The organism is Flagellimonas algicola (genome assembly GCF_005937185.1).
Lineage (GTDB): Bacteria > Bacteroidota > Bacteroidia > Flavobacteriales > Flavobacteriaceae > Flagellimonas > Flagellimonas algicola.
The window spans coordinates 293,115-315,433 of the sequence record NZ_VCNI01000002.1 but is presented as its reverse complement, the minus strand read 5'-3'; the positions used below and the strand labels follow the sequence as shown (position 1 = coordinate 315,433).

The 22,319-nt window shown below is 37.8% G+C and carries 15 protein-coding genes; 2 read left to right on the top strand and 13 right to left on the bottom strand.

Annotated features, from left to right (window positions below):
• Positions 1–31: 31 nt before the first annotated feature.
• The 9 genes from FGG15_RS10330 to FGG15_RS10285 form a co-directional block, all read right to left on the bottom strand.
• Positions 32–1,024, bottom strand: a complete 993-nt coding sequence (locus FGG15_RS10330; protein WP_237561800.1) for a ThuA domain-containing protein — start codon at positions 1,022–1,024, stop codon at positions 32–34.
• Positions 1,025–1,044: 20 nt separating this feature from the next.
• Positions 1,045–2,265 carry a hypothetical protein gene (locus FGG15_RS20190; protein ID WP_138835936.1) on the bottom strand — a complete coding sequence of 407 codons (1,221 nt, stop codon included), beginning with the start codon at positions 2,263–2,265 and terminating at the stop codon, positions 1,045–1,047.
• A gap of 26 nt (positions 2,266–2,291) precedes the next feature.
• Entirely contained in the window at positions 2,292–3,104 is an 813-nt protein-coding gene (locus FGG15_RS10320; protein ID WP_237561799.1) for a sugar phosphate isomerase/epimerase family protein, read from the bottom strand.
• A 4-nt stretch (positions 3,105–3,108) separates the two neighbouring features.
• Positions 3,109–3,909 carry an alpha/beta fold hydrolase gene (locus tag FGG15_RS10315; protein WP_161991951.1) on the bottom strand — a complete coding sequence of 267 codons (801 nt, stop codon included), beginning with the start codon at positions 3,907–3,909 and terminating at the stop codon, positions 3,109–3,111.
• Entirely contained in the window at positions 3,906–4,805 is a 900-nt protein-coding gene (locus tag FGG15_RS10310) for a sugar phosphate isomerase/epimerase family protein (protein WP_138835930.1), read from the bottom strand. The genes FGG15_RS10315 and FGG15_RS10310 overlap by 4 nt, the downstream gene beginning before the upstream one ends.
• Before the next feature lie 13 nt (positions 4,806–4,818).
• Complete coding sequence (locus FGG15_RS10305) at positions 4,819–5,658, bottom strand: sugar phosphate isomerase/epimerase family protein (protein ID WP_138835928.1); 840 nt, start codon at positions 5,656–5,658, stop codon at positions 4,819–4,821.
• 63 nt (positions 5,659–5,721) lie between these two features.
• Complete coding sequence (locus FGG15_RS10300) at positions 5,722–6,942, bottom strand: MFS transporter (protein WP_138835927.1); 1,221 nt, start codon at positions 6,940–6,942, stop codon at positions 5,722–5,724.
• Between the two features lie 118 nt (positions 6,943–7,060).
• Positions 7,061–10,183 carry a DUF6797 domain-containing protein gene (locus FGG15_RS10295; RefSeq protein ID WP_237561798.1) on the bottom strand — a complete coding sequence of 1,041 codons (3,123 nt, stop codon included), beginning with the start codon at positions 10,181–10,183 and terminating at the stop codon, positions 7,061–7,063.
• A gap of 273 nt (positions 10,184–10,456) precedes the next feature.
• Complete coding sequence (locus tag FGG15_RS10285; RefSeq protein ID WP_202619545.1) at positions 10,457–11,047, bottom strand: endonuclease/exonuclease/phosphatase family protein; 591 nt, start codon at positions 11,045–11,047, stop codon at positions 10,457–10,459.
• Between the two features lie 972 nt (positions 11,048–12,019).
• Here FGG15_RS10285 and FGG15_RS10280 point away from each other — a divergent pair.
• Positions 12,020–12,790, top strand: coding sequence for an HNH endonuclease signature motif containing protein (locus tag FGG15_RS10280; RefSeq protein ID WP_138835923.1), 771 nt, complete (start codon positions 12,020–12,022; stop codon positions 12,788–12,790).
• Positions 12,791–12,802: 12 nt separating this feature from the next.
• On the opposite strand, the gene FGG15_RS10275 is transcribed toward FGG15_RS10280, so the two are convergent.
• The 3 genes from FGG15_RS10275 to FGG15_RS10265 form a co-directional block, all read right to left on the bottom strand.
• Positions 12,803–14,542 carry a hypothetical protein gene (locus FGG15_RS10275; RefSeq protein ID WP_138835921.1) on the bottom strand — a complete coding sequence of 580 codons (1,740 nt, stop codon included), beginning with the start codon at positions 14,540–14,542 and terminating at the stop codon, positions 12,803–12,805.
• A gap of 170 nt (positions 14,543–14,712) precedes the next feature.
• On the bottom strand, positions 14,713–17,454 hold the full coding sequence (locus FGG15_RS10270) for a hypothetical protein (protein ID WP_138835919.1): 2,742 nt from the start codon (positions 17,452–17,454) through the stop codon (positions 14,713–14,715).
• A complete protein-coding gene (locus FGG15_RS10265; RefSeq protein ID WP_138835917.1) occupies positions 17,442–20,462 on the bottom strand; it encodes an SIR2 family protein in 3,021 nt (1,006 codons plus the stop codon). The genes FGG15_RS10270 and FGG15_RS10265 overlap by 13 nt, the downstream gene beginning before the upstream one ends.
• 155 nt (positions 20,463–20,617) lie before the next feature.
• Between FGG15_RS10265 and FGG15_RS10260 the strand changes: the two genes are divergently transcribed.
• Entirely contained in the window at positions 20,618–21,709 is a 1,092-nt protein-coding gene (locus tag FGG15_RS10260; RefSeq protein WP_138835910.1) for a Fic family protein, read from the top strand.
• Positions 21,710–21,798: 89 nt separating this feature from the next.
• On the opposite strand, the gene FGG15_RS10255 is transcribed toward FGG15_RS10260, so the two are convergent.
• Positions 21,799–22,194: a helix-turn-helix domain-containing protein gene (locus FGG15_RS10255; protein ID WP_138835907.1), complete on the bottom strand. Its 396-nt coding sequence runs from the start codon at positions 22,192–22,194 to the stop codon at positions 21,799–21,801.
• Positions 22,195–22,319 lie beyond the last annotated feature (125 nt).

Here is a 22,319-nt window from a genome sequence, read left to right as displayed (position 1 = left end):
ATGTGGGTATGGGAATTGGCTCCCTGTTCAATTACTCCCGAATCTTTCCGTCCCATCCTCTTAAATCATCTGTAATGCCTACCATTCCATTATTTGTAATGCCCTCAAATACTAAGGGCACAAAGCGATTTGGATGTTGGTTTGCGACCCATGCCATAGCTCTGAAAAGAACAATTCGAAATTCGGGATCGTAATACGTAAATGTATGGTGACCTGTGCTTGTCCCGAAAACTTTGCCTTTCCCAATCTCATAGGTCCAAAAGAGAGGTGATGCCTTTTCAGAAAGTTGGCTCGGTGGAATGGGTCCGGAGCTATCTTCCTCTGGTCCAGTTCTAACCGTACCCAGTATGTTTACATTATCCTCTTGGTATAAATCCCAATAGAATTCATCCGGAATGGTCATTTTATTTTGAAAACCCATAAATATTGGGTGTTTGTTATCAATGGATATGGAGTCAAAAATGGCACCCCATTTAGAGGTTCCCTCTTTCCAGGCAAACCCAAGACATTCTGCTAGTTTTTTTCCTTTAACTCTCGGCCTCATGATTACAGTTTCATGTAAAGAGATCAAGCCACCTCCTTTTTCAACAAATGCTTTGAGTGCCCTAAATTGCTTTTTTTTCAGCTGCGGCAAATGCAGATACATTGCTACTAGATCAGCATTTTGGAGTTGTCGTTCGGTAGGAAATCCAAAGGCTTCCTCAACTTTGGTCTTGGGGGACTTTGATAAAAGATCAACCATAAGATCCTTTACCTTAACATAGTCGTGGGCACCGGCAATATGATGTTCGTCATAACCATATACCCAAACAATTTTTAATTCCTCTTTGGGTTCTTCCACCTGAAATTCCCCGATAATCTTATCAAGATGGGATTTCTTCATTGGAGTCTTTGGTTGCTGATACAAGTGTTGCCCAAAAACTCCAGAGATGGCGCACAAAACCATAATCGTAAATGAAACAATACCCAACTTCAACTTTTTAGGTCGGGTTAAAAGGATGCCAACATCAATTACTGCTAACATTGAAAACAATGGAATACGGATTACTTTATCGATGAAATACTTTTGTTTAAGTTCTCCCAATGCTCATCTTCTAAAAATGCGAAAGGAGTTGGGTTGTACTCCCCAATAAGGTCCACATTGGCCTTTTCCGGCACCTCCAAATTCAAACACCAGTATGTGGCATTGATGAACATTCGTCTTGTTCCTTCGGCCACAAGATCTGTGGATGCCCCTATGGTAGTGGCAAAGGCTTTTCCTTGTTTTCCTCCAGGCAATTGGTAACTTTTTGTCCAAGCAATGGGCATTAAGGGGTTGTTTGGATTGTACTCTTCATCCTCTTCTTCCCAATCCTCATCCTCTTCTTCTTCGTCCTCTTCCTCTTCCTCTTCCTCATCCATTTCCATTTCCTCTTCTTCTTCGTCCTCTTCCTCCTCCTCTTCAATTTCAATTAAATTGGTTGTAGCCAGCTTATTATCGGAGATACGCATTCCATAAAGGTTGTCGTTTTCGTCATAGGCTGCTTCACGATCTATCACTTGCCCCAAAACAATGGGTTGGGCGTCACCGGGCAGGGGCAATCTAACACCATAAACATCTGACGGTCCCCAAATGTCACCAGCTTCAATGCCATTTAGCAAGGAGTGGTCTTCCACCCCCTGCGCGGGAATTCCCCTGGTGCTTTGATGACGGTGTACGCCATGGTGAGAAATCCACTTTTCGCCCAATACCAGTCTGCCAAAACCATCTTTCCAAGCATCGTCACCTTCATAAAAATTCCCGTAGTGCTTGTAACTCGACTCAATTCCCCCGTCTTCAAAATTAAAAGCGTGGGTGGCTGTTCGTATCCCAATTACAGGCTTCCCAGCTTTGAGGTAGTTGTCAATATGCTGCATTTGATCATCAGGTAAAGCTCTAAATCGGGTAAATAAAATCATCAAATCCGCGGATTCGAGCTGCTCTAGACCTGGGATGTTGTTCACATTGTTCGGATTCAAAATACCTGGTTTTTTGGGATCTTGAGCGAAGAGCACGGTGCAGTTAAAACCATGCCTTTCCGTCAAAATCTTGGCCATTTGGGGAAGTGCCTCTTCAGAGCGGTATTCCTCATCTCCGGAAACCAAAACAATATGGGGTTGGTTTGCATCGCCCTTGTAACTGATCCATTGTTGCGCAGTTTCTCCTTCAGCTTTTTGGTCCGCGCTTTTCTCTTTGCAACTCCATATAAATACGCAGGCAAAGAAAAAATAATAAAGTGATTTCATTGTATTCGTCTTTAGTTATGGCTGCTTTAGAGCAGCGGCTGTATTTGTGTTTGCGTGTATTTACCATCCAAGAGGGTTACCCCGTCTGGATCTGTGATGGCCCGATCACATTCATCCTCAAAAATGATCCAGCCCTTGTAGTCCGTATCCACCAAATATTGGGTGATGTTTTTAAAATCGATGATGCCTTCTCCCGTGGGTGCCCACCTGCCATCAGCGTACATGTCCTTGTAGTGGACCAAATTGACCAGTTCCCTATACTCTTTAATTATTTCCAAAGGTTCCATGCCGCCCTTGGCAATATGACCCACATCTGGGCAATATCCAATGTGTTCAGCATTGAGGGCATTGATGATGATGTCGTAATCTTCCTCTACCCGACAAATAGATCCTTCTGGGGAATTGGGGTGATGGGAACAAACTATTCCTCTATCAAAGGCACGTTGAGCAATTGTATTTAAACAGGAGACCAAATTCCGTTGTCGATTGATCAAATCACGGCGATCTGAACCTGGCATCTGGACCAGGAGATAGGTCGTATTTGGAAAATGGGATAGAAAATCCATCCATTGGTCAGCTCTTTGTCGTTCGGCCTCTGATTCTTTGTTATACCGCCAATCTTCCACATGGCATAAAACGGCCAATTCAAGATCGTACTTGTCCAGGGCCTCTTTCATTTTGATGGGGTCTTCCAAGGTCCCAAAAAAACTGGTTTCAGGTTCTATTCCTGAAAATCCGGCTTTGGAAGCAACTCCCATGATGTGATCTAGTTTGCCCTTATAGGACTCCCCGGTCATTTGCCAAGTATAGGTTTCGCAGCCAATCTTTATGCTGTCCATGGTTTTAGTCATTGATTAAAAATTGTGTTGTCAGTTGGTTAAACCGTTCCAAATCCTCCCAATGGTGCACATGTCCTCCGTCAGGAAAGGACTCATAACGGGAATCTTTGATTCCTTCATGAAGCACTTTGGAAAATTCTGGAGGAGTAAAAATGTCTTTTTCGCCAACAGTGATCAAGGTAGGCACCTTGATATTGGCAAGTCGAGCTACAGTATCGTGTTGTATGCATGCATCCAATTGACCTTCAAAACCAAATCTGGACTGGGGATTGGAATTGGAAGCGGCGGAACGTTGTCCTTCTTTTAGACTTTGCAAACCTCCTTCAAAGTAAGGTGGCGCAAATATCCAGAGCTGCAATAGCTCCATAAAATCTTCAGGCTTACTGGCAACCCGTATTTTCTTCAGATTTTCATAAACTGTTTTGGCATAGGTATTAAATCTGGGCCAAGTACTGATCAAGGCCAGTTTCGATACTCTTTCTGGAAAGTTCAGCGCCAGTTCTTGCGCAATGGCTCCCCCCATGGAGATACCGGCCACTTTTGCCGTGTCAATACCCGCATGGTTTATCACGGCTATGGTGTCCTCTGCCATCATTTTGGTGGAATAAGGTCCTTTGGGCTGGTCCGAACCGCCTACACCTCTGTTGTCAATTAAATAGCATTTAAAATGATGCTGGTATTCGGCCACATGCTTTTCCCATGTATCTCCATCGGCCCCAAATCCCATGAGCAGTACCAGCGGCTCTCCTTTGCCTTTTATTTGATATCGAATTTTTATTCCGTTGGAATCCGCGAAGTAACTCATCCTATTTTTTTGATTACATTTTCCACAAAGGGAATGGCCTTTTTTGCATCCACCTCCGTAGTGGGACAAAAACAAAAATCGAAGCACCACCATTCCAAAGGTTCCACGTCCTTTCTTAAGGCAATTAGTGCCCGTTCAAAATCAATATTTCCGTTCCCAAAGGGGGTATGGGTGCTGGTTTCATTGTCATGCAAGGTGCCATCGCTATCAATTAAATGAAAATGACCAATGTGTCCTTTCAAGTGCTCAGCAAGCTCCACGATTCCATTGGCAAGTATCTCTTTGGACCCGTTATGTCTGGCGCCAATAACCGAACACATATGGGCGTGACTGGTGTCAAACAGCAGCTTAAAATTTGGATGGTCAACAGCTTCCACAATGGATTTTATCTCGCTGGGCTTGTTCAGCCAGAATCCGGGTTCAAACTCCCAAACCAAGGTCACACCATGCTTTTTGCATAATTCAGCAGCGCTATGCCAGGCCTTGGCTAGGTTATCAAACCTTTGCAAATAGGTCTCCAGCTCTAAATAATTGGGAGGACTCACGGTGTCTACACGCAGGGTTTTAATCCCCATGGCATTGCAAAAGTTCAGGGATTTTTCAATTTCCAAGAGATATTCCTTTGGGTTCACTTCTGCAGGGGGCACAGCGGTAAAATCAGGAGCGTAACCTGAAATGCCCAATCCATAACCGTCAATTTGCTTGCGAAGTTCACTGCACTTTTCCTTAGTATTGTATACATCAGGGTGGGGGTGCGGACGGAAACCATTGATCTCCACTCCGTCGTACCCAGCCTCGGCCGCATAGGACAAGAAACCTGGAAAGGACCAGGGGTTCTTTTCAAAGGGGCCAAAGGAAAATGCCCAACTGCCTAAAGAAAACTTAGGTCTATTCATGTGCCTATTCTATTTAATCGTGCCATTTAGATTGAATTAATTGTATCCCTTCCTTGTAAATTTCCTCTGTTGGGGAAAAATCACGCCACACGTTGATGGAATTTGCAAATCGTGGAATGGCGACACTAAATGCCTCAATGGTTAGCCAGCCTTGGTAATCGATCGCTTTTAAAGCTTCGAAGACTTCATCCCAATCGATTTGACCTTTTCCTGGGGTGCCGCGATCGCTGCCACTTATGTGAACATGTTGTAAATCGCTGCCCAAATGGGCTATGGCTACTTGATGGCTTTTTTCCTCAATATTGGCGTGATGGGTGTCGTAAATGGCCTTAACGTTTGAATGGTTTACCGCTTTCAGCAATTGTTTTAAATCTGCCGCCGTGTTCACCAAATAGCATTCAAAACGGTTTAAGGCTTCGGGAGCCAAGATAATTTCGGCTTGCTTTGCATAGTCCCCGGCTTCACGCAAGAGTTCGGCACTCCATTTTTTTTCTTCCAGTTCTGGAGGCCTTCCTTCAAAATGAGCGAAAGCGGAATGTATGGGGCCGCACAGTACATCGGCTTTGAGGGCATGGGCCCGATCTATTGCCCACTTTAATCTATCTATTCCTTTTTGCCTGATATAGGGATTGGTACTGGCAATGTTTGCCTCTTTGGTTAGGGAAGTCACACAGGTGGTTCCCATTCCCATGTTCGCAAGCTGTTCCCCTAGGGCAGTATAATGGGCAACACTTCCCTCGCCCAATGGAATTTCTACCCCGTCATAGCCCGTTTCCTTAAGCTCTTCAAAGATGGGTTGAAGTTCTAAGGTGACATAATCCGTCCACAGTAGCATGTTCATGCCGATTTTCATATCTGGCTATTCTTTTTTAGTATTTGTGTTTTCAATGATTTTACTGAGCCATATCTTCCGAAGTTATGCTTGTTGTGTTTCTGATTTTATCTTCTTTACCCAAAAAAACAAAACAATGAACAAGACAATCAATATACCTGGAAAAGAAATCATTTTCTGCAATGTAGCCTGACCTGCGGCCAATTCCATAGCATCACCCGATAATCCCATGGATGCTGCTTTTTCGCCAGCTTTATCAATCCAATTGCCGATAATCGGTTGGAATATGGATGTGGAAAACATTCCAAAAGCACCAACAATAGACATTCCAAAGGCTCCACTCAGAGGGATTTTTTCCGCCACAAGTCCAATCATATTTGGCCAAAAATAACAGACACCAAGGGCAAAGCATATAGCTGCTACATAGGCCATTGGCCCAGCAGAAATGCTGAACAGGAATATTCCAATAGTTGTTAGGATTGATGAACCTAAGAGTACCCCGGTTTGGTCAAACTTATGTACAAAATCGCCTCCAAAATATCTTCCAATGGCCATTACACCGGTTATTAAAGCCAGGATGACCATGGGTTCAGCGCCGCTTTTGGACAAAATGAGTTGCGCCCATTGCGTAGGTCCGAACTCTGATATTGCGGTCAAGGTCATGCAAAGACAGATAAAGAGAAATAGGGGAGACCGTATTGCGGATAAATTTGTTTTTAGGGACTTGGTTTCCAGATTTTTAGGTACCGGAAATTTTTGCCCATAAAATAAATAGGCATAAATGATTGTCGGCAACAATATGATCCAAATTTGGGCTTCCCAACCCAAGTTTAATTTGGTCATCAAAAGTGAAATCAGACTTCCCAAGACAATACCCCCAGGAAACCACATATGGAATCGATTCAACAGCGTATTCATGGTCTTGCCCGAGTAACTGTCGGCAATCATGGGATTACAAGCGGCCTCTGTACAGCCATTCCCAATTCCAATGAGCAAGGTGGAAATCAGAAGTCCTACATATCCTCCAGAATATATGGTAAGCAGAATACCTAATGTATGGGTTAAGAATGCAAATTGCATTATTTTTTTAGGCCCAATGGCATTATAAAAGATACCCCCCAGAACCATTGATATTGGAAATCCCAAGAACCACATTTGGTTGATGAAGCCCAATTGTTTGGCGGACAGTTCAAAGGTTTCACCCAATTGTGGGAGCACCCCAGCCCTAATACTGAACGAAAAGGCGGTTGTGATCAAGGCAAAGCAACTGCCATAAAAAAGTCTATTTTGGTTTTGCTGATTCATCTTTGGTTAAAATATGGTTCGTATTTAGGTTTGGCTGCGAAATATTTTAAGCACACAATATACTAATTAAAGTTAAGAAAGAAACTTAAATAACAAAATTCTCTATGGGTTAATGCCATTAATTTGATTTGGCCAAGGTGTGCAAGGTACTTTGAACAGTACCTTGTAAAGCTACCCCAGCTGTCGAATTTAAACTGTATGTAATGGTCATGGCATCTACGGGTTGGATACCTTCAATAACCAAGTCCACCGTCATTGCATCAGCTTGTAAAGCTACTTTTGATACCTCACGCTTGGTAACGTCATAGCGCTCAGATCCGTAATCGCTGCTTCGGATAAAGTTCCATGTGTTGACCTCATAGTTGGTAATTTGCGTAGCAGATTTTGGATCAAGTTTTTCAGCAAACTTTAAGGTCATTCCCTTGTCTGTGGCATGCATCTCAATAGGCATTGGAATAGGGTTCCCAGTATAGCGAACTCGATACAGGTCTCCAGGTCTTACATTGCTGGAAGTGCTCCATGCCGCCATACCGCACAAGTACAAATGTTCATCAGTAGGATGGAATCTTCCGCGCATGACCCCGGTATAAAATTTGGTGCCGGGAATATCTATAACACCACCTTGTGCTTGACCATTGAGCTGTTCATGCAGTACCATTTGAATTTTGCCATACCCATAGGAAAAGCTCAATAGGCTACCATTCATAGCTCCCCATTTTTCACTATCCACCCATAACAACTCCGAAGGAGAGCGGTCAAATTCCATATCTACCCATACCATGGGTTTTTCCATAGCCAATCGGGTGGTATCCTTGGGAGGGTTGTAGCTCCACATATTGCCATAAAATTTATCTTCTGCACCGGCCTGCACCCAATTGATGCGGTTGGCGGGATTCCAATATCCTTCCTGATCTGTGACCAGAAAGCTGCCGTCAGGATTGATGCAAACTCCGTTTGCTGCTCGAAATCCTGATGCGATAACTTTTGATTCCTTACCGTCCTTGCTCACCTTTATTAAAGTGCCATGTTGTGGAATAAGTGCTTCCCTGGCGTGTCTTCCGCTTTTGGCATAGTAGAGATTACCTTGGGAATCGGTCTGCAGTCCCATGGCAAATTCATGGAAGTGGTCCGTAACTTGGTGATCATGATTGAAACTTTCATAGAAGTCGGTTTCCCCGTCTCCATTTAAATCTTGTAGGCGAACAATCTGGTCCCGGCAACTGACATAGATCAACCCATCAATAACCTTGATTCCAAGTGGCTGAAATAATCCGGCTCCAATACGCCTCCACTTAAGGAACATATTGCCTTCAGAAAGGCCCTTAACTGACCAAATATCACCATCTGTTGTGCAGAGTACCGCTTCATCGCCCCCCGGTATAAAATCTATACCACTAAATTTCATTTGGCAGTTCCAAGGGTTGTCAAATGGAGGTGTAAGTTGATCTATGGCCAACAATTTGTCTTCCGACCCTTTAATAATGGAGGTGGTCAATACTTCTGGATAGTGAGCCTTGCCTCCACTAGTGTATTTCTGAAGCGATTCAGGCCCGCTTGAAGCTCTGACCACTTCGTCCATTACCGTGTTTTCTGCATTGGCAATGAACAATTTTACATTGGCTTTTTGCGACTTGGCAATGGTCATGATTACAAAGCCATTTTCGGTGGAGAGGGAGGCTCCCTTTCCCTTAATTCCAACCTTGGTTTGGGCTGGAGCCACTCTCATTTTTAAAATGTCCGAAGTGGGACTAATATTCAGGGTTCGGGTAAAAATAGTTTGCCCATTTTTGTGTTCCCTGCCCAATTCTTCCAAAATGTTGGCTTTGCCAACGGAATAAGAAAACACAATGTGTTCTTCATGGTGGTAAAGCCCGTTGTAATCTGCCCATTCCCTGGGCAATGGCCCAAATTTCCGTCCATCCCTGGCGGTATATCTAGGATCCTCAAAGGAACCATTTTTAGGATTGGCCCATCCTGGCCCAACTGGAGTTTCAAAATGGAGTTTTCCCACGGTACGCGGATAGGTTTCATGTTGTTCGTTAAGTAAAATGGCGTTCCAGTCAATGAAACCTTCGCCGGTCCAACCCCCGGCCACCCGAAGCACATCATGATCAAAAATCATCCACGAATTGCCCTTGGCAACACCTCCTTCACCTTCATCCAATCGCACAGCTATTCCCTTATAAGCAAAATTGTTTTTTGAATAGTCTTCGTCGGCATAGGGCACTGGTCCTGGGGAATGATATCGTTCAGGTCCAGTTTCAGAGTCTACAAGTTCTATGGTATTTGAAAAGAAGTTGCCATAATCCTGTTCTGACCATGGCTGGTTCTCTTCAGAGTCAGGCCCTGTTAAACTCCCTGCCGGCAGGGTACTTAAATATCCAGGGGTTATGGTAAAATAATCTTCTGGATTTCCCTTTCGGATATACTGCTCCCTGATGTAGGTGAGTACGTTGTATTTCTGTTTTGGCGTCAAGCTCAATTGAGGTGGCATAGCCCCAAATCCTTTGGAGATGGTTTGGTACATGGAATAGGGGTCGCTCCCTGATTTTAACGACTGCTGCCAGAATTTGGATGCTGTGGGCAAGGACCCTTCCAAATCAGGTGTGCCATGACAGTTTATGCAATTGGAATTGTAAATTTTGGCACCGTCGGAGTATCCTTCACCATCCATTTGTTCGATGATACCGCGATGGTCCAGGTCGAATTCGGTTTCACTTAGATCATTATCCGTCAATATGTAGGTGATATCCGACCTATCAATGGAGATGGGTTCATCAGATAGGCGTGTGGCCGTGAAAGGAATCTTTTCGCCTTCAAAGCGGAAATACCCCTTAAAAATGGAGCCATTGAATTTTCCAGAAAGTACAATACCATTTTCTTCATCAGTATCATCATCCTCGTCTGCTTCGTTCTCATTTTCTTCATCCTCGCCTTCCTCCTCCTCCTCATCACCATCTTCGTCTTCCTCTTCTTCGAGTTCGTCCTCGTCCTCGTCCATCAAAAAACCGGTTAAGGTTTCGTTGTTGGAAAGGCTTATGCTGTCCAAATCAATGCGTTCCATTTGATATGAAATCAACGATACCTGATATTGGGAATCCTTCAGTTCAATTTTCATGACCCCATCAATCAATTGGTATTCTGGTTCCTCCGGTATAGAAGCTTGATAGGCCCAGGAACCTTCGATGCGTTGATTGGAACATCCACTGAAAAGGAAAATACAAAGTAATGCAAGGGCCAAAAATTGGAATGTTAATCTACATATATTGGTTTGGGACCTATTTGATCTTGAAATGATTGGGAAGTCAGGGCTACTTAGCATGTTATTTTGATAAAGGTGGTTGGGCGGGATTCAGAACAAAAGCTTTAAACCGCAATTCAATATACTTTCTTACATTATAAAAGTATGTTTGATTTACATTACTCACAAGCTTTTAACAAATTTTTACCAGATATGGTCAAAACCACATTGAGCATACCATGTTGGGAAGGTGACTTTTAGGGGAATTGTTGCTCACAGAAGTAATACACTCCTTAATTTTTCATCCACATTAAAATCTCCTGCAATGATTACTGGAGTCTTTATGGAATCGATAACAAACTTCGAAAGAGCTTCAATTTCGCTTTCCGGGTCTTTGTTGTAGGGTCTGGAATGATAATTGACTACCGCTAATGTTCGCTCATCCAAGAAAAAGTTCAATAGAAATGGCTCCCTATCGATTAGAGAATCTAACTGAGAAATCAACAACTCCCGATCTTTGATTTTTATATATCTTGTTTTCCAGATAAATGCATAGCGTTCGGTAACATACTTTGGACTGTTAGTGGGTTCACTTATAACATAGTCCCACTTACTACCTTTACGATTTAGGATGTCTGTAAGTTTGGCCACAGCTTGTGCTTCTCCAAACCCGGCAACTACTTCCTGTATGGCAAGAATGTCCACATCCATTACAATTTCTGCAATTTTGTTCAATTCCTCGCTGTTCTTGGTTTTTCCAAAATCTTTGATATTCCAAGAGATTAAGCTGATTTCATCTTTCTGGGAGAATACGGAATAACAAGAAAACAGTAGAAGTATTACAAAGATTGTTCTTTTTAGCATGGGGTTGGTTTTGGATCGGCTGCTCCAAAATACTCAAAATTGGAATCAAGATTTTACACAAATCTGTAATTGATAATATAATTGTTAGGATGTTGAGCTAAATAATAGTGTTAATCAACTCATATTTTTATTGTTTCTGAGTCGAATAACGCCTCTAATCGGCTCATGAGCTATAATCGGCAACAAAAAGATTGACCCATTTTTAATATCAATCCACTGATATTGAGGATAGCCTCTTTGATTTCGCCTAAATTCAATACTTAGGAATAAAAATCTCTGAAGAAATAGTAGTTTTTGCGGTCCAAACGTTTTTACAGGATTTTACTCCCAATTTTTAATCTTGAAGCACCTTTATCGTAATTGTCTGATAATCAATATATTCCGAAATATTATTTGCTTTAAAGAAGATCATTCTGCATAAAATATGCAGCACGAATGCAGCACGGAAAAGAATCAAGGTTTTTTTGACTCAATGTATTTAACTGAAATACAGCTACTTAAAAGCAAAAAGCTCCGAATCCTTCGGAGCTTTTGCGGTCTGGACGGGACTCGAACTTTTAAGAGTTTATGCCCATTTTATAGGGCTTGCAAAAGGGTCATTTTTGAGAGGCACCGAATTGCTCACTTTTTAACATACTTTAACAGTTTTATCAATGCTTTTTCATCTTGAAATAAATTTACTCAATTTATAATCAAATTCTACTTTTAAGAATTCTTCAAGTTCCAATTTGATGTATTCTATTTTTAATGCTAGAAATCCCAATTAATTATTTTGATTAATCGACTTTGAATTTTCTTGGGCGAAACCCTGAGGATCCTATAAAAACCGAAATCTTCCCACTGAAATACTTTTTCTTTCTATGCTTTGCGTAGCAATGTTGCCCAATATGATAATTGTTTAGTTTAGTGATTTTTAAATAATTAGGGAGTGTGACTTCATTTTTAGTATTTTGTTAGTTCAATTCAATAGTGTTGAAGAGAAAAACAAATATTCCTCAAAAGACCAAGATAAGATCTATACTTCAAAAAGAAATTGGATCTGTATGTCCTTTCTGTTCTAATGAAGATGTTGGACATTTCGAAATTCATCACATTGACGAAAATCCAACAAATCATGAAATACATAATTTAATTCTGCTATGTCCTACATGTCATTCGAAAATTACAAAAGGGGATATTTTGCAACAAGATGTCTTAGACAAAAAAATAAGTTTAAAAAACAAAGACTCCAAAATACAATTCATCTCAGTTTCAGTTGATAAAAAAAGATGTGGTTGGATTCCCATCGAAAATTCAAAAAATGCATTTAAGATTGCGGTTTATAAATCCTTTTTTCCTGTATTCAATTTCAGTTTTATCAATCAATCGAACAAAACTTTATTGCTTACGAACATCAAAGTAAGAACCAAGAGACTTCCGATGGGCATGGCTGGACCCGTTCGACATGACATGCCAAGGCTGAACATATTGCGGCCATCGATAACATATAAAATTAAAATGCCTTTGGATGGTGAAATATCAACTGTTGATTTAGAAGAGGAACTTGAGGTGCCAACGACTAGGGCATTTAAATTCCAAATTGAATTGTTTACTGAATATATGGAAAAGTTTAGGCCTCCATACAATAAATATGCTCTCTTCTTTGAATTTGGATTTAATAATGATTTTTATTGTAAAATTCCTATGATTCTGCTAAACAGTAGTGAATACTATGAGAAATTAAAACATTATGGATTAGGGTGATTCAAAACATTGTCAATCTTCTACTAGTCTGGAAATAACTATTAGTTTCTGTAAATCGGCTTTATATTCTTGACTAATGTTTTTTAGATAAAATGATAAGGAATCATTCATCTCAATCCACTTTGTATACTTGGTGAGAAAGATATTGTAGATGCTCAACTCGTTAAATGTATTTCCTAAAATAAAATACTCTTTTTGAAGCAATTTGCGATTGTTCTCATTATCAAAGAAGATTTTGATTGTGTGTGAGTTTGAAAAACCAAAGTTCAAACCTTTCTCAAGAAATATTGTATCCAAAAATCTTATTGTAATTTCAATGGCATCTTTAACCTCATTTTGGAGGTTAGAGACAATTACCTCTAAGTTTTTGTTTTCAACTAGCTTTTCTTTTAGAAACTTTTTTATTTCATGGGCGTGTGTTTTTACAAAACCCCTTAAAGATTCATTCTTATCACTTAATATTTGGAAGAACGAAGTTATCTCTTCGATAGTGGAAAATGTATAATTTGAATTACTTAGTATCCGCTTTAGTTTGACCAACGGATTGTCTAACTCATGAAAAATCATCAATAAATACCTAATATCCGTTAGTAAGTCAAAAGAGTTTTCCTTAATACCTTCTTCGCCATCCAAAGCTCCATGCATAAATTTGTTGCGCAATTGAGGAATATAGTATTGGTAGTAATCCAAGTTTCCGGTACTATCAGAATCTTTAATTTCGTTAATCTTATGGTACATAGACCTTTTACCCTTTGTCCCAACAACGTTGGTCATTTCTAGGAACAAACCTTCAATTTGAGACAAGGCTATTCCATAAAAACTGACCCACTTCTTCTTCTGAAATAAAAACTCCAATTCATTTAAAACATTTTTTCTAGTATTGCTCAGAGGTAATATTTGCGAGTAATATTTAATATCTTTAAAATATTGACTTGAGTGGTACTCCTTAAATAATTTTGAATAAAAAATACGTTTATTTCTAAAATATAGCTTCGTGAGATTCTCATCCTCCTCATGGACTGTAGTCTCCACAAGTCTATGATATACCGTATCTATTTTCTCATGGTCAAAGTATCCTTCTGAATATGTTTTAGAAGAGTAATATGGAAAATCAAAAAAGTCAAATAAGTTCATCGGAAGGTTTATCGGCATTTTAGTGGCTTTGACTATAGCTCTTTCCTTTATTTTTTCTCCAAATCTATAGGATAATATGAATTGCTGCTCACTTAAACATCTTTTATAATAATCAAGTAGCATTCTCTCGTTTTGATTGGATGGTACTTTTTCCTCTTTCCAAAACATCTTTGCTATAAATGGAGTTTCGAAATACCTGTTTACTAATTGTGTCATTTTTTTTAAGTGATATTCAGAATTGCCAACGAGATACTCCAGATGCGCTTTAGGCACCTGTTTGAATCTAATGATTTGATTTAAGAATTTTTGTTTGGGGCTCAATAACCTATTTTCTTCATTCAAAAGAATTCTTTCCCCATTCTCTCCTCTGACCGAAACATGGATTTTTCCAGTTCTATTGAACCCAAAATGTTCCAAAACTTTTAAAGACTTGTTCTGTAAACTCTGATCTTCATTCTTCAGATTTTTATACACAGGATGTATGACTTTGAGACTTTTGTAAACCAATTGATCTAGAGTATTACACTCAAAGATTTCATCACCTAAGCACTTTATTATATCATTTCGAAAATCATCCAAATTGTTTACCTCAATTCTCTTGAAAGTGTATTTTTTCATGTAAACATATTTGTTTGGCTTCCTGTTGTCTCCCATCGAAGTATTACGTATAAACAATTCTATTTTTTAAGCAATAATCTTTCTTGGTTTGGATAAGGAACTGAAGTGTTTGAGGATTCATGCCTAGTTTATCCAGAAGGATATTCAATTGTTAATTGGTATAAAATCTGCTAGGCTATAACATCGTTTTCTTTGACATAATTTTCATCAGACTCTACATTTTCAAAACCCGTACGCATTAATACATTGTAGCTGTCTTTTGAAAAGAAATCTTGATACAACTTTTCGTAGGGTTGAACAATTGTCGCTTTTGAACCAAGGTCATAATCTTTAGTTAGTTTTAAGAAAATATCTGACATATTCAAACTTTTGTCGGATACGCTCCTCATAATATTATTTAGTGTTGATAGAACAAGTGGGTAATAGGGTTTTGGCTTTTTTTTCTCTGGTAATGATACTTTCCATGATATTTTACCATTAGAATTATCGACCTCTTTAGGAGGGATTAACTTATCTCCTTTTTCAAGTACAATATGAACTTCCTTGGTTTTTTCGCAAAATTTTAAATCTTTAAAATTAATACACATTTCAGATAGAAAAACTTGAAAAATGGCACAAAACTCTTCTCCCAAAATGTTTAGTTCATACTCATTCCCGAATTCTATTGCCCATAGAATACCAAATGCGTTAAACCGAATTATTCTACGTGGCCCTAAATCATTTAAAGGATTATCAATGATTTTCCCTCTAATTAATTTAGCTACATTTTCATCTGAGTCAAGCTGCAAGGTCCATTGCTCAATAAGCCCGTCGAAGTGAACATCCTTTAATTCTCCTAGTCCGATTAAATGTTGATTTACAAGAACCGAAGTTTGAGGTGATAAAATCGGTGTTGCGAAAAGCACAAGGGAATGGTTAATAAACGCTTCTCTCATTGAAACATTCTGTTCCATATCCCAGTTCCCTATGAATTCTCTATGTGATTTGAGGAATGGTTCTATATCCATCATACAATTAATCCATGCTCCTTGAATAAAATCATAATGATGAATTAGCGCGGCTGATTTAGGAACTTTATTCAGATATCTTTCTTCACCAATAGCCATATAAAATCCCGCAAGTGCATAAAACTTAGCCGCGATATTGAATCCAATTGCGCTATAAACTTGCGAAATATTCAGAAGAGCAAGTATAAAACCCTCTTTTGTTTCCTCTTGAAATAGTAGGAGTTTTGCTTTTTGAAAATAATCCAAAGACTTTAATAAATCTTTTCTTCTTGTTGAGGATTTTAAATAATCTATTCCTCGATTTCTATATTTTTTTGCCAAAGCAAAACTACCTTCTCTTTTTTCGATTATTGGGCTAAGCCTATCACTAAGTCTTTCCAGCTCATCAATCAAAACATCATATTCTTTCGTATAACCTTTTAGAATAAGCCCTCTAATCATACCGTTTATTCTTTCATATAAATTAGAATAATTGTAAAGCGGCGCATCATTATTTAATTCAATTATTTGCTCAACAATAGCGATACTTTCTTTAAAGACCTCTTCTTTATTTTTTGTATTTGGATATTTTAGTGTTAGAAGTAAAAAAGAGTATGACTCCAAGTACCCACACCTGTGATTAATATTCTCCGTTTTTGTTTTGTCCAACAAACAAGCCTCCAATCTTGCCAAGCATTCTTCAAAAAATTCTTTGTTTAAATCGATGATGTTGAACAGGTTTGCCGTTCTTAGAATTGAAAAAAGATTAACGGCATCTTCAATACTGTTTGTATCATTGAATTCATTGGGAACCAATTCAAAATACCTCTGACCATATTGAGCAACATCCTTTGAGTCTGGGTCCTTAAACTCGAAATTTAGTGTTGGTTGAAGTTTTAGGAACAACAGCTCATAAAGAATATCTTTTTTGCAAAAATCTGGAGTGTTCTCGTGATTTAAATAGTTTGCTAAAACATTATTCCAAATAACCTTATGCCCATCTAAGTTTTCATGTTGACGGTAATATCTGGACCAACTTATGGTTTCGTACACCTTTCCAAGAAAGAAGTTTGTAACTTCTTGATTCTCCCTGTATTGTTCAATTGCATTCCCGTATTCCTCAGCATCTCCCCCCAAGACACTAAATACGAGTTTTTCCAACAAGTCATTACTCAAAAGTCTGTCTTGAGGATTTTCCTTGGTTGCAGCTTGGCTTACATGAAAATGAAAAGAATTTAGTAAACTTTGAACATGATATTCTTCAAGTGGATAAGGAAGCTTAAATATTAATACACCTATATCTCTTAAGGAATTCGTGATAGCTTCTTCCGGCTCAACTCCCTCAAATTGCCATCGAATTGTTTTTGTGAATTTTTTCCAGAATTCATCATCTTTTTTTAAAGTTTCAAATACTTTTTTTGCTTTAAGAATCTCAGAATCTTCTTTTTTAACAGCATTGATAAAATCAGAAATGATTTGCTTGACCTTTTGTATACAATTATCCAAAACTTCTCCTTCCAAGGATTCTTGATTTTCAAACCATTCTTTGAGAAGTCTCGCATCATTACCATCATATGGTTTTGATATATTAGAATTAGCCTCAAAAACAAATTTAACCTGATCTAATGCATATTCTTCATGGCAATAAAGAGTGAAAAAATGAGTGATGGCTTTCTTTATTTCAACACTTGAAAAAGAAAAATTTGATGAATAGAGTTTCAATTGCCTAAAAGTAGATTTAAGTTCATCAAGATTTCTTTGAAAAATATCATCTTCATAATCGTAATAGATTACCTCTTCACTATTTGATAATTTATTTTGAAGCCATGTTTCTATGGTTTTCAATTTTTGAAATTCATAACCTCTCTCTGTAGAAGTGGCATCAGTATTTTTGTGAAATAAACTTAGTTGAGTTATTTGATCCATTTTTTCATTTTGAAATAAACTCTACTTAGTTTTTCATCAAATTCACTTTCCAAAGACCTTTCAAGCGCCAATATGATATATTCTAACTTAGCATAACGTTCACAATAAGAATCCCAGTTAAAATATTTTAACCAATCGGTCCTAAAATTTTGTTGAGAAAACCTTTCAGGATTCAATAAAAACCTAAACCTTTCTTCAGAAATACTTTTTACATCTATACCTTTTGTGTCAATGAGTCCCTTATTTACCAAATCAAAAAATTGCTTAATTCTAAATAGAACAAAACTGTCATCTACGTCAGAATCTCCCATGTTTAATTCCAATTTTTTACTAATTAATTTTTTGTAGTGAGTTTTAATTTCCTGAGTTGCCAATACTTTGTTTGAAATGGATATGTAGAACATTTGACCATCCATCTCTTCCACAAGTTTAGTCTTAAGAATCTTTTTGAAATCTTTTTTCTTTTCAGGAGGTAATATTTTGAATATTGTGGAAAAGCCAGGACTGTGTTTGTTTAAATCATAATTGTCTATTGGAATATCTCGTGTGAAGTTTTTGTTTTTCTTTCTTAGAGCGTCCAGAATGGACATGTAGGCGTCATTTATAATGCTTTGACCATCAAACAAGTCTAAGGTTTTTACAAGTTCAGTCTCATCAATAAATTCAAATTTTCTTTTATAAAATCTTGTTAGATATGAGTAATTTTCATCACCTATCCCAACGAAATTGATGTAGTGATTTAGGTTGGAATATATCGTTTTTAAAGCATGTTCGTTTAAATCAAAATATGACATTACTATGAGTATGCCATTTATCTTCTCAATCATATGTTCCCTAAGACTTCGATTTTGGACAATGGTGGAAGTGAGTGTTCTATCTTCAACAGGTTCTTTTCCAAAATATTTGGGAATCTTATAACTGGATTTCAAGAAATTATTAATCTTAGAAGTGATTTGTCCAGAACTTTTTTTCCCAATTTGAATGTTCTTTATTTTGTTTTTAGCTAGGATTTGAACTAATTCTTTGTGATTTGAGTTTTCAACAATTAACTTAAATAAGAATGTGTCGAATTCTGTAATATGAGCAAGTCCAAAACCTAAAAAACTGTGTTTTTTAATACCTGCAAAATTTTTAAGATAATAACCTAAAACAAAAGAATTAATGGATTTATTTAGGGTGTACTGAATTGGTGAAAATCCATTTCCTAATAGGAAATTTCCCTCCAAAAACTCTTTTAAAAGACTAACAGAGTTATAGAGATTTCCAAAAACATTACTACTGTGAGATCCACCTTTCTCGATACTCTCGACAGTTTTAGGGACTTTAACAAAAATCTCATCTATTTCATTACACAATCTTTGAATATAAACTCCATCTCTAACCTCCTTTAAAAAAGAGTATAAATCTTCATCAACAAAATATTTTGCCTTATCCAATTCTTCATCTAAATCAATCTTATCTATCTGCTTTTCAATATCCTGAATATCTTTCCAATTTATTCTATCATTTAAAAAATCATTTCTTATAAGCCATTTTAGTTGTTTCAAATTGTATTTTGCCAAAAAACTAACTTCCATTTTTTTGAGTCTATTGGCCTTGACAATGATATTTCTCAAAGCCAAAAAACAATTGTAAAAATCCTTTGTTCTGTATAACCCATAAAAGTAAATGAGGTCATCCCATAAAGAAGTTTTATCATCAATATTGTATTTGAAGATTTTGTTCAGAGCAGTCGAATAGTCGTAATCATTTAAAGTACAATCTATACAGTCACAACTACTGTAATTGATTTTCTTATGGAAATCCATCTCATCTTTAATTGGATAGCTTCCCATGGAATCAATATTTCCAGCATGGCCTATTGTATGAATCCCGGACATAGCTATTCTAGACAGAGAGTAGTTTAATTTTTCTTTTTCATCATCTGAAAAATTGTCGTCATCTTTTCCCTTATATTCTGATATTAATTGATATAAATCCTCGTTGAAGACTTTTAATGAAGTGTCAAGCACAAGATATCCAGGTTCTTGTTTGGCATTTTTGTATATTGGATATAATCCAGCTAAATTCTTTTGAGGAAGTACTCTTATGTAGTGAAACCTAGCCAGAGAATTATACAATTCATCAATAATTTTTGAATTGTTTGGTTTAATGCCTGCATCAGCACTTCTATAATCATATACTTTAAAATCTCTTATATGTAGTAAAGTCTTATATGCTTTTAACCCTATTTCAGATAATTTAGAATTCTTTTTTTCTTGGGATTTGACCAAATCCTTATCCGCTATTACAATATTGATTCCTAAACTCTCAAAGTATCTTATCTCAGTTGCGTTCACTTCTTCTTTAGAAGTTAGCATGTACGCTCTTTGGTGGTGTTTTTTTAGTAAATATTGAATTTCTCTAATCAGTAATTTAAGATTCGGGTCAGAAACACTATAGCCAACAAATAGAATTACCTTGTTACTAAATAATGATTTTACGAAAACCTCTTTTAAAGTATGATTTTTAGAAAATTCTAAATAGTCATTCTCTTTTAAAACAATATTGTGATTTTCAAAATCACCATGGTACTTTATTAGTAGTTTTTTTTGAGAGGCATATGGCAAGTCCTCATCTTTTGAGACAATAGAGAATGGTAGTCCATGATCATTAATTATTGATTCAAAATGATGATCATAGTTTGTTGTAATGATATGCTGAGGGTTCAGTTCAAATAATATTTCGTGAAGTTGGTTTGGGCTATCTTGCTTCTCAAACAAAAGCTTCTTTAAAATGTCGTTGTATTCTTTTTCGCCTTTTTCGTTATAGAGAAGCTGAGCTATTTTTAATGGATCAACTTCGCTTGTTTCCTCATTTAATCTTTCTCTGATTCCTTCTTGTAGTTCATTCCATAAGGGAATTCCAGAATCTTTTGACACCCCTGCACCTGCAAAGACAACCAAACGGTCATTGTTGATTGCCTCTTTTATTGAGGATGCATTATTATTAAATTCATTCTTTAACATAGTCTAAGATAATTCAATTGCAATACTTTCGAATAATTGGATTTAAAATGAATTTGTAATCGATTTACTAACATTTCTGGGTTTTGAGCCATTTATTTTAGTAATCAACTCATATTTTTTATATTTTTGAGCCGATTAGAGATTCTATTCGGCTCATGCGATACAATTGGCAACAAAAAGATTGGCCTAATTTTCGATATCAAACCACTGATATTGACGACTTACTCTTTGACTTTGCACAAAGAACTGGACGAATCAGTGGCGTTTTAGAGGGACTTTCTGAAAAGGAACAAACTGAAGCCATGATAAACCTTATGGTTTCTGAGGCAATAAAGACCTCAGAGATAGAAGGTGAATATCTGAGTCGAAATGATGTAATGTCTTCTATCAAAAGGAATTTGGGCATTCAACCAGATGTTCCCTTGACCAAGGACAAAAGAGCTGAAGGCGTTGCAGAACTAATGTTGGCAGTCCGAAGGAATTTCAATGAACCCCTTAGTGAAAAAGAATTGTTGGGTTGGCATTCCATGTTGATGAAAGGCAACACTTCTTTGGAAGTGGGTCAATGGAGAACTCATGAGGAGCCTATGCAAATTGTATCCGGGGCCATGGGCAGGGAGGTGGTTCATTTTCAGGCACCATCTTCAGAAAAAGTGCCTTCTGAAATGGATAATTTCATTATATGGTTCAATAAAGCTCAGGATACTATAAAGAAACCCATCTTAAGAGCCGCTATTGCTCATCTGTATTTTGAATCTATCCACCCATTTGAGGATGGCAATGGAAGAATAGGACGAGCGATTGCTGAAAAAGCGTTGTCCCAAAGTATAAATCGTCCAGTACTTTTCAGTTTGTCTAAGTCCATTGAGAGCAACAAAAATGCCTATTATGATGCTCTAAAAAAAGCGCAAGGTTCTAATGAAATAACGGAGTGGATCAATTATTTTATACAGACCGTACTTGATGCACAAATAGATGCTGAGCAAGAAATCGAGTTTACCTTAAAAAAGACCAAATTCTTTGATCAGCACAAGGATAGACTCAATGAGCGTCAGAAAAAAGGAGTTCGACGGATGTTAGACGAAGGACACAAGGGGTTTGAAGGAGGCATGAACGCGCGAAAATATGTTTCTCTTACAGGAGCTTCCAAAGCTACGGCCACTAGAGATTTGCAGGATTTGGTTGAGAAAGGAATCTTTGTTCCGATAGGTGGAGGACGGAGTGCTAGATATGAAATTAAACTCTAATCTTGTGAGAAGAAGGCAAACGAAGCATAGCTGAGTGCTGCAAGCCCCAAATCTTACCAGGGACTAATACTACTGAGCGCGGTAATCTTTTAGTTTTTATTCAAAAGCTTTTCCAAGTAGGCCACTTTATCTTTTTCTGCTTCAACAAGACGCTCATATAGCTCTACTACTTTGTCCAATGGATTGAAAGTACAGTCATAGTTTACAGTTGGCCCTGAATGAATCACAGAGCCATCATAGTTATTCTGGATATTATTGAAAACTGCTTCATCACTGTAGTTCTCTATTGCTTCAGGAGATACACCTAGGACTTTAGCAATTTCTTCTAATTTTTTTGGTTCAATGGTTTCAGATTGCTCTAATTTGGAAACACTCTGTTGGCTAACTCCCAATGCCTCCGCTAAAGTTTCCTGTTTCATACCCCGAAGCTCACGGATACGGCTAATCTTACGTCCTATATGTTGGTTCTTTTTTACTGTCTCCATATCCCAAAGATAGGGTGTTTCCCACAATTTTCCGATTGTAAAATACAAAACAATAGCAATAATATACAAGTGCCTATGGTGAGATACTTGGGAATGTGGTCTTAATATGGTCAGCGATTCTCGAA

What these genes read in the sequence shown, in the direction of transcription:
- FGG15_RS10330 (WP_237561800.1), bottom strand. Translation starts at nt 1,024, where the DNA reads ATGTTAGCAGTAATTGATGTTGGCATCCTTTTAACCCGACCTAAAAAG.
- FGG15_RS20190 (WP_138835936.1), bottom strand. Translation starts at nt 2,265, where the DNA reads ATGAAATCACTTTATTATTTTTTCTTTGCCTGCGTATTTATATGGAGT.
- FGG15_RS10320 (WP_237561799.1), bottom strand. Translation starts at nt 3,104, where the DNA reads ATGGACAGCATAAAGATTGGCTGCGAAACCTATACTTGGCAAATGACC.
- FGG15_RS10315 (WP_161991951.1), bottom strand. Translation starts at nt 3,909, where the DNA reads ATGAGTTACTTCGCGGATTCCAACGGAATAAAAATTCGATATCAAATA.
- FGG15_RS10310 (WP_138835930.1), bottom strand. Translation starts at nt 4,805, where the DNA reads ATGAATAGACCTAAGTTTTCTTTAGGCAGTTGGGCATTTTCCTTTGGC.
- FGG15_RS10305 (WP_138835928.1), bottom strand. Translation starts at nt 5,658, where the DNA reads ATGAAAATCGGCATGAACATGCTACTGTGGACGGATTATGTCACCTTA.
- FGG15_RS10300 (WP_138835927.1), bottom strand. Translation starts at nt 6,942, where the DNA reads ATGAATCAGCAAAACCAAAATAGACTTTTTTATGGCAGTTGCTTTGCC.
- FGG15_RS10285 (WP_202619545.1), bottom strand. Translation starts at nt 11,047, where the DNA reads ATGCTAAAAAGAACAATCTTTGTAATACTTCTACTGTTTTCTTGTTAT.
- FGG15_RS10275 (WP_138835921.1), bottom strand. Translation starts at nt 14,542, where the DNA reads ATGAAAAAATACACTTTCAAGAGAATTGAGGTAAACAATTTGGATGAT.
- FGG15_RS10270 (WP_138835919.1), bottom strand. Translation starts at nt 17,454, where the DNA reads ATGGATCAAATAACTCAACTAAGTTTATTTCACAAAAATACTGATGCC.
- FGG15_RS10265 (WP_138835917.1), bottom strand. Translation starts at nt 20,462, where the DNA reads ATGTTAAAGAATGAATTTAATAATAATGCATCCTCAATAAAAGAGGCA.
- FGG15_RS10260 (WP_138835910.1), top strand. Translation starts at nt 20,618, where the DNA reads ATGCGATACAATTGGCAACAAAAAGATTGGCCTAATTTTCGATATCAA.
- FGG15_RS10255 (WP_138835907.1), bottom strand. Translation starts at nt 22,194, where the DNA reads ATGGAGACAGTAAAAAAGAACCAACATATAGGACGTAAGATTAGCCGT.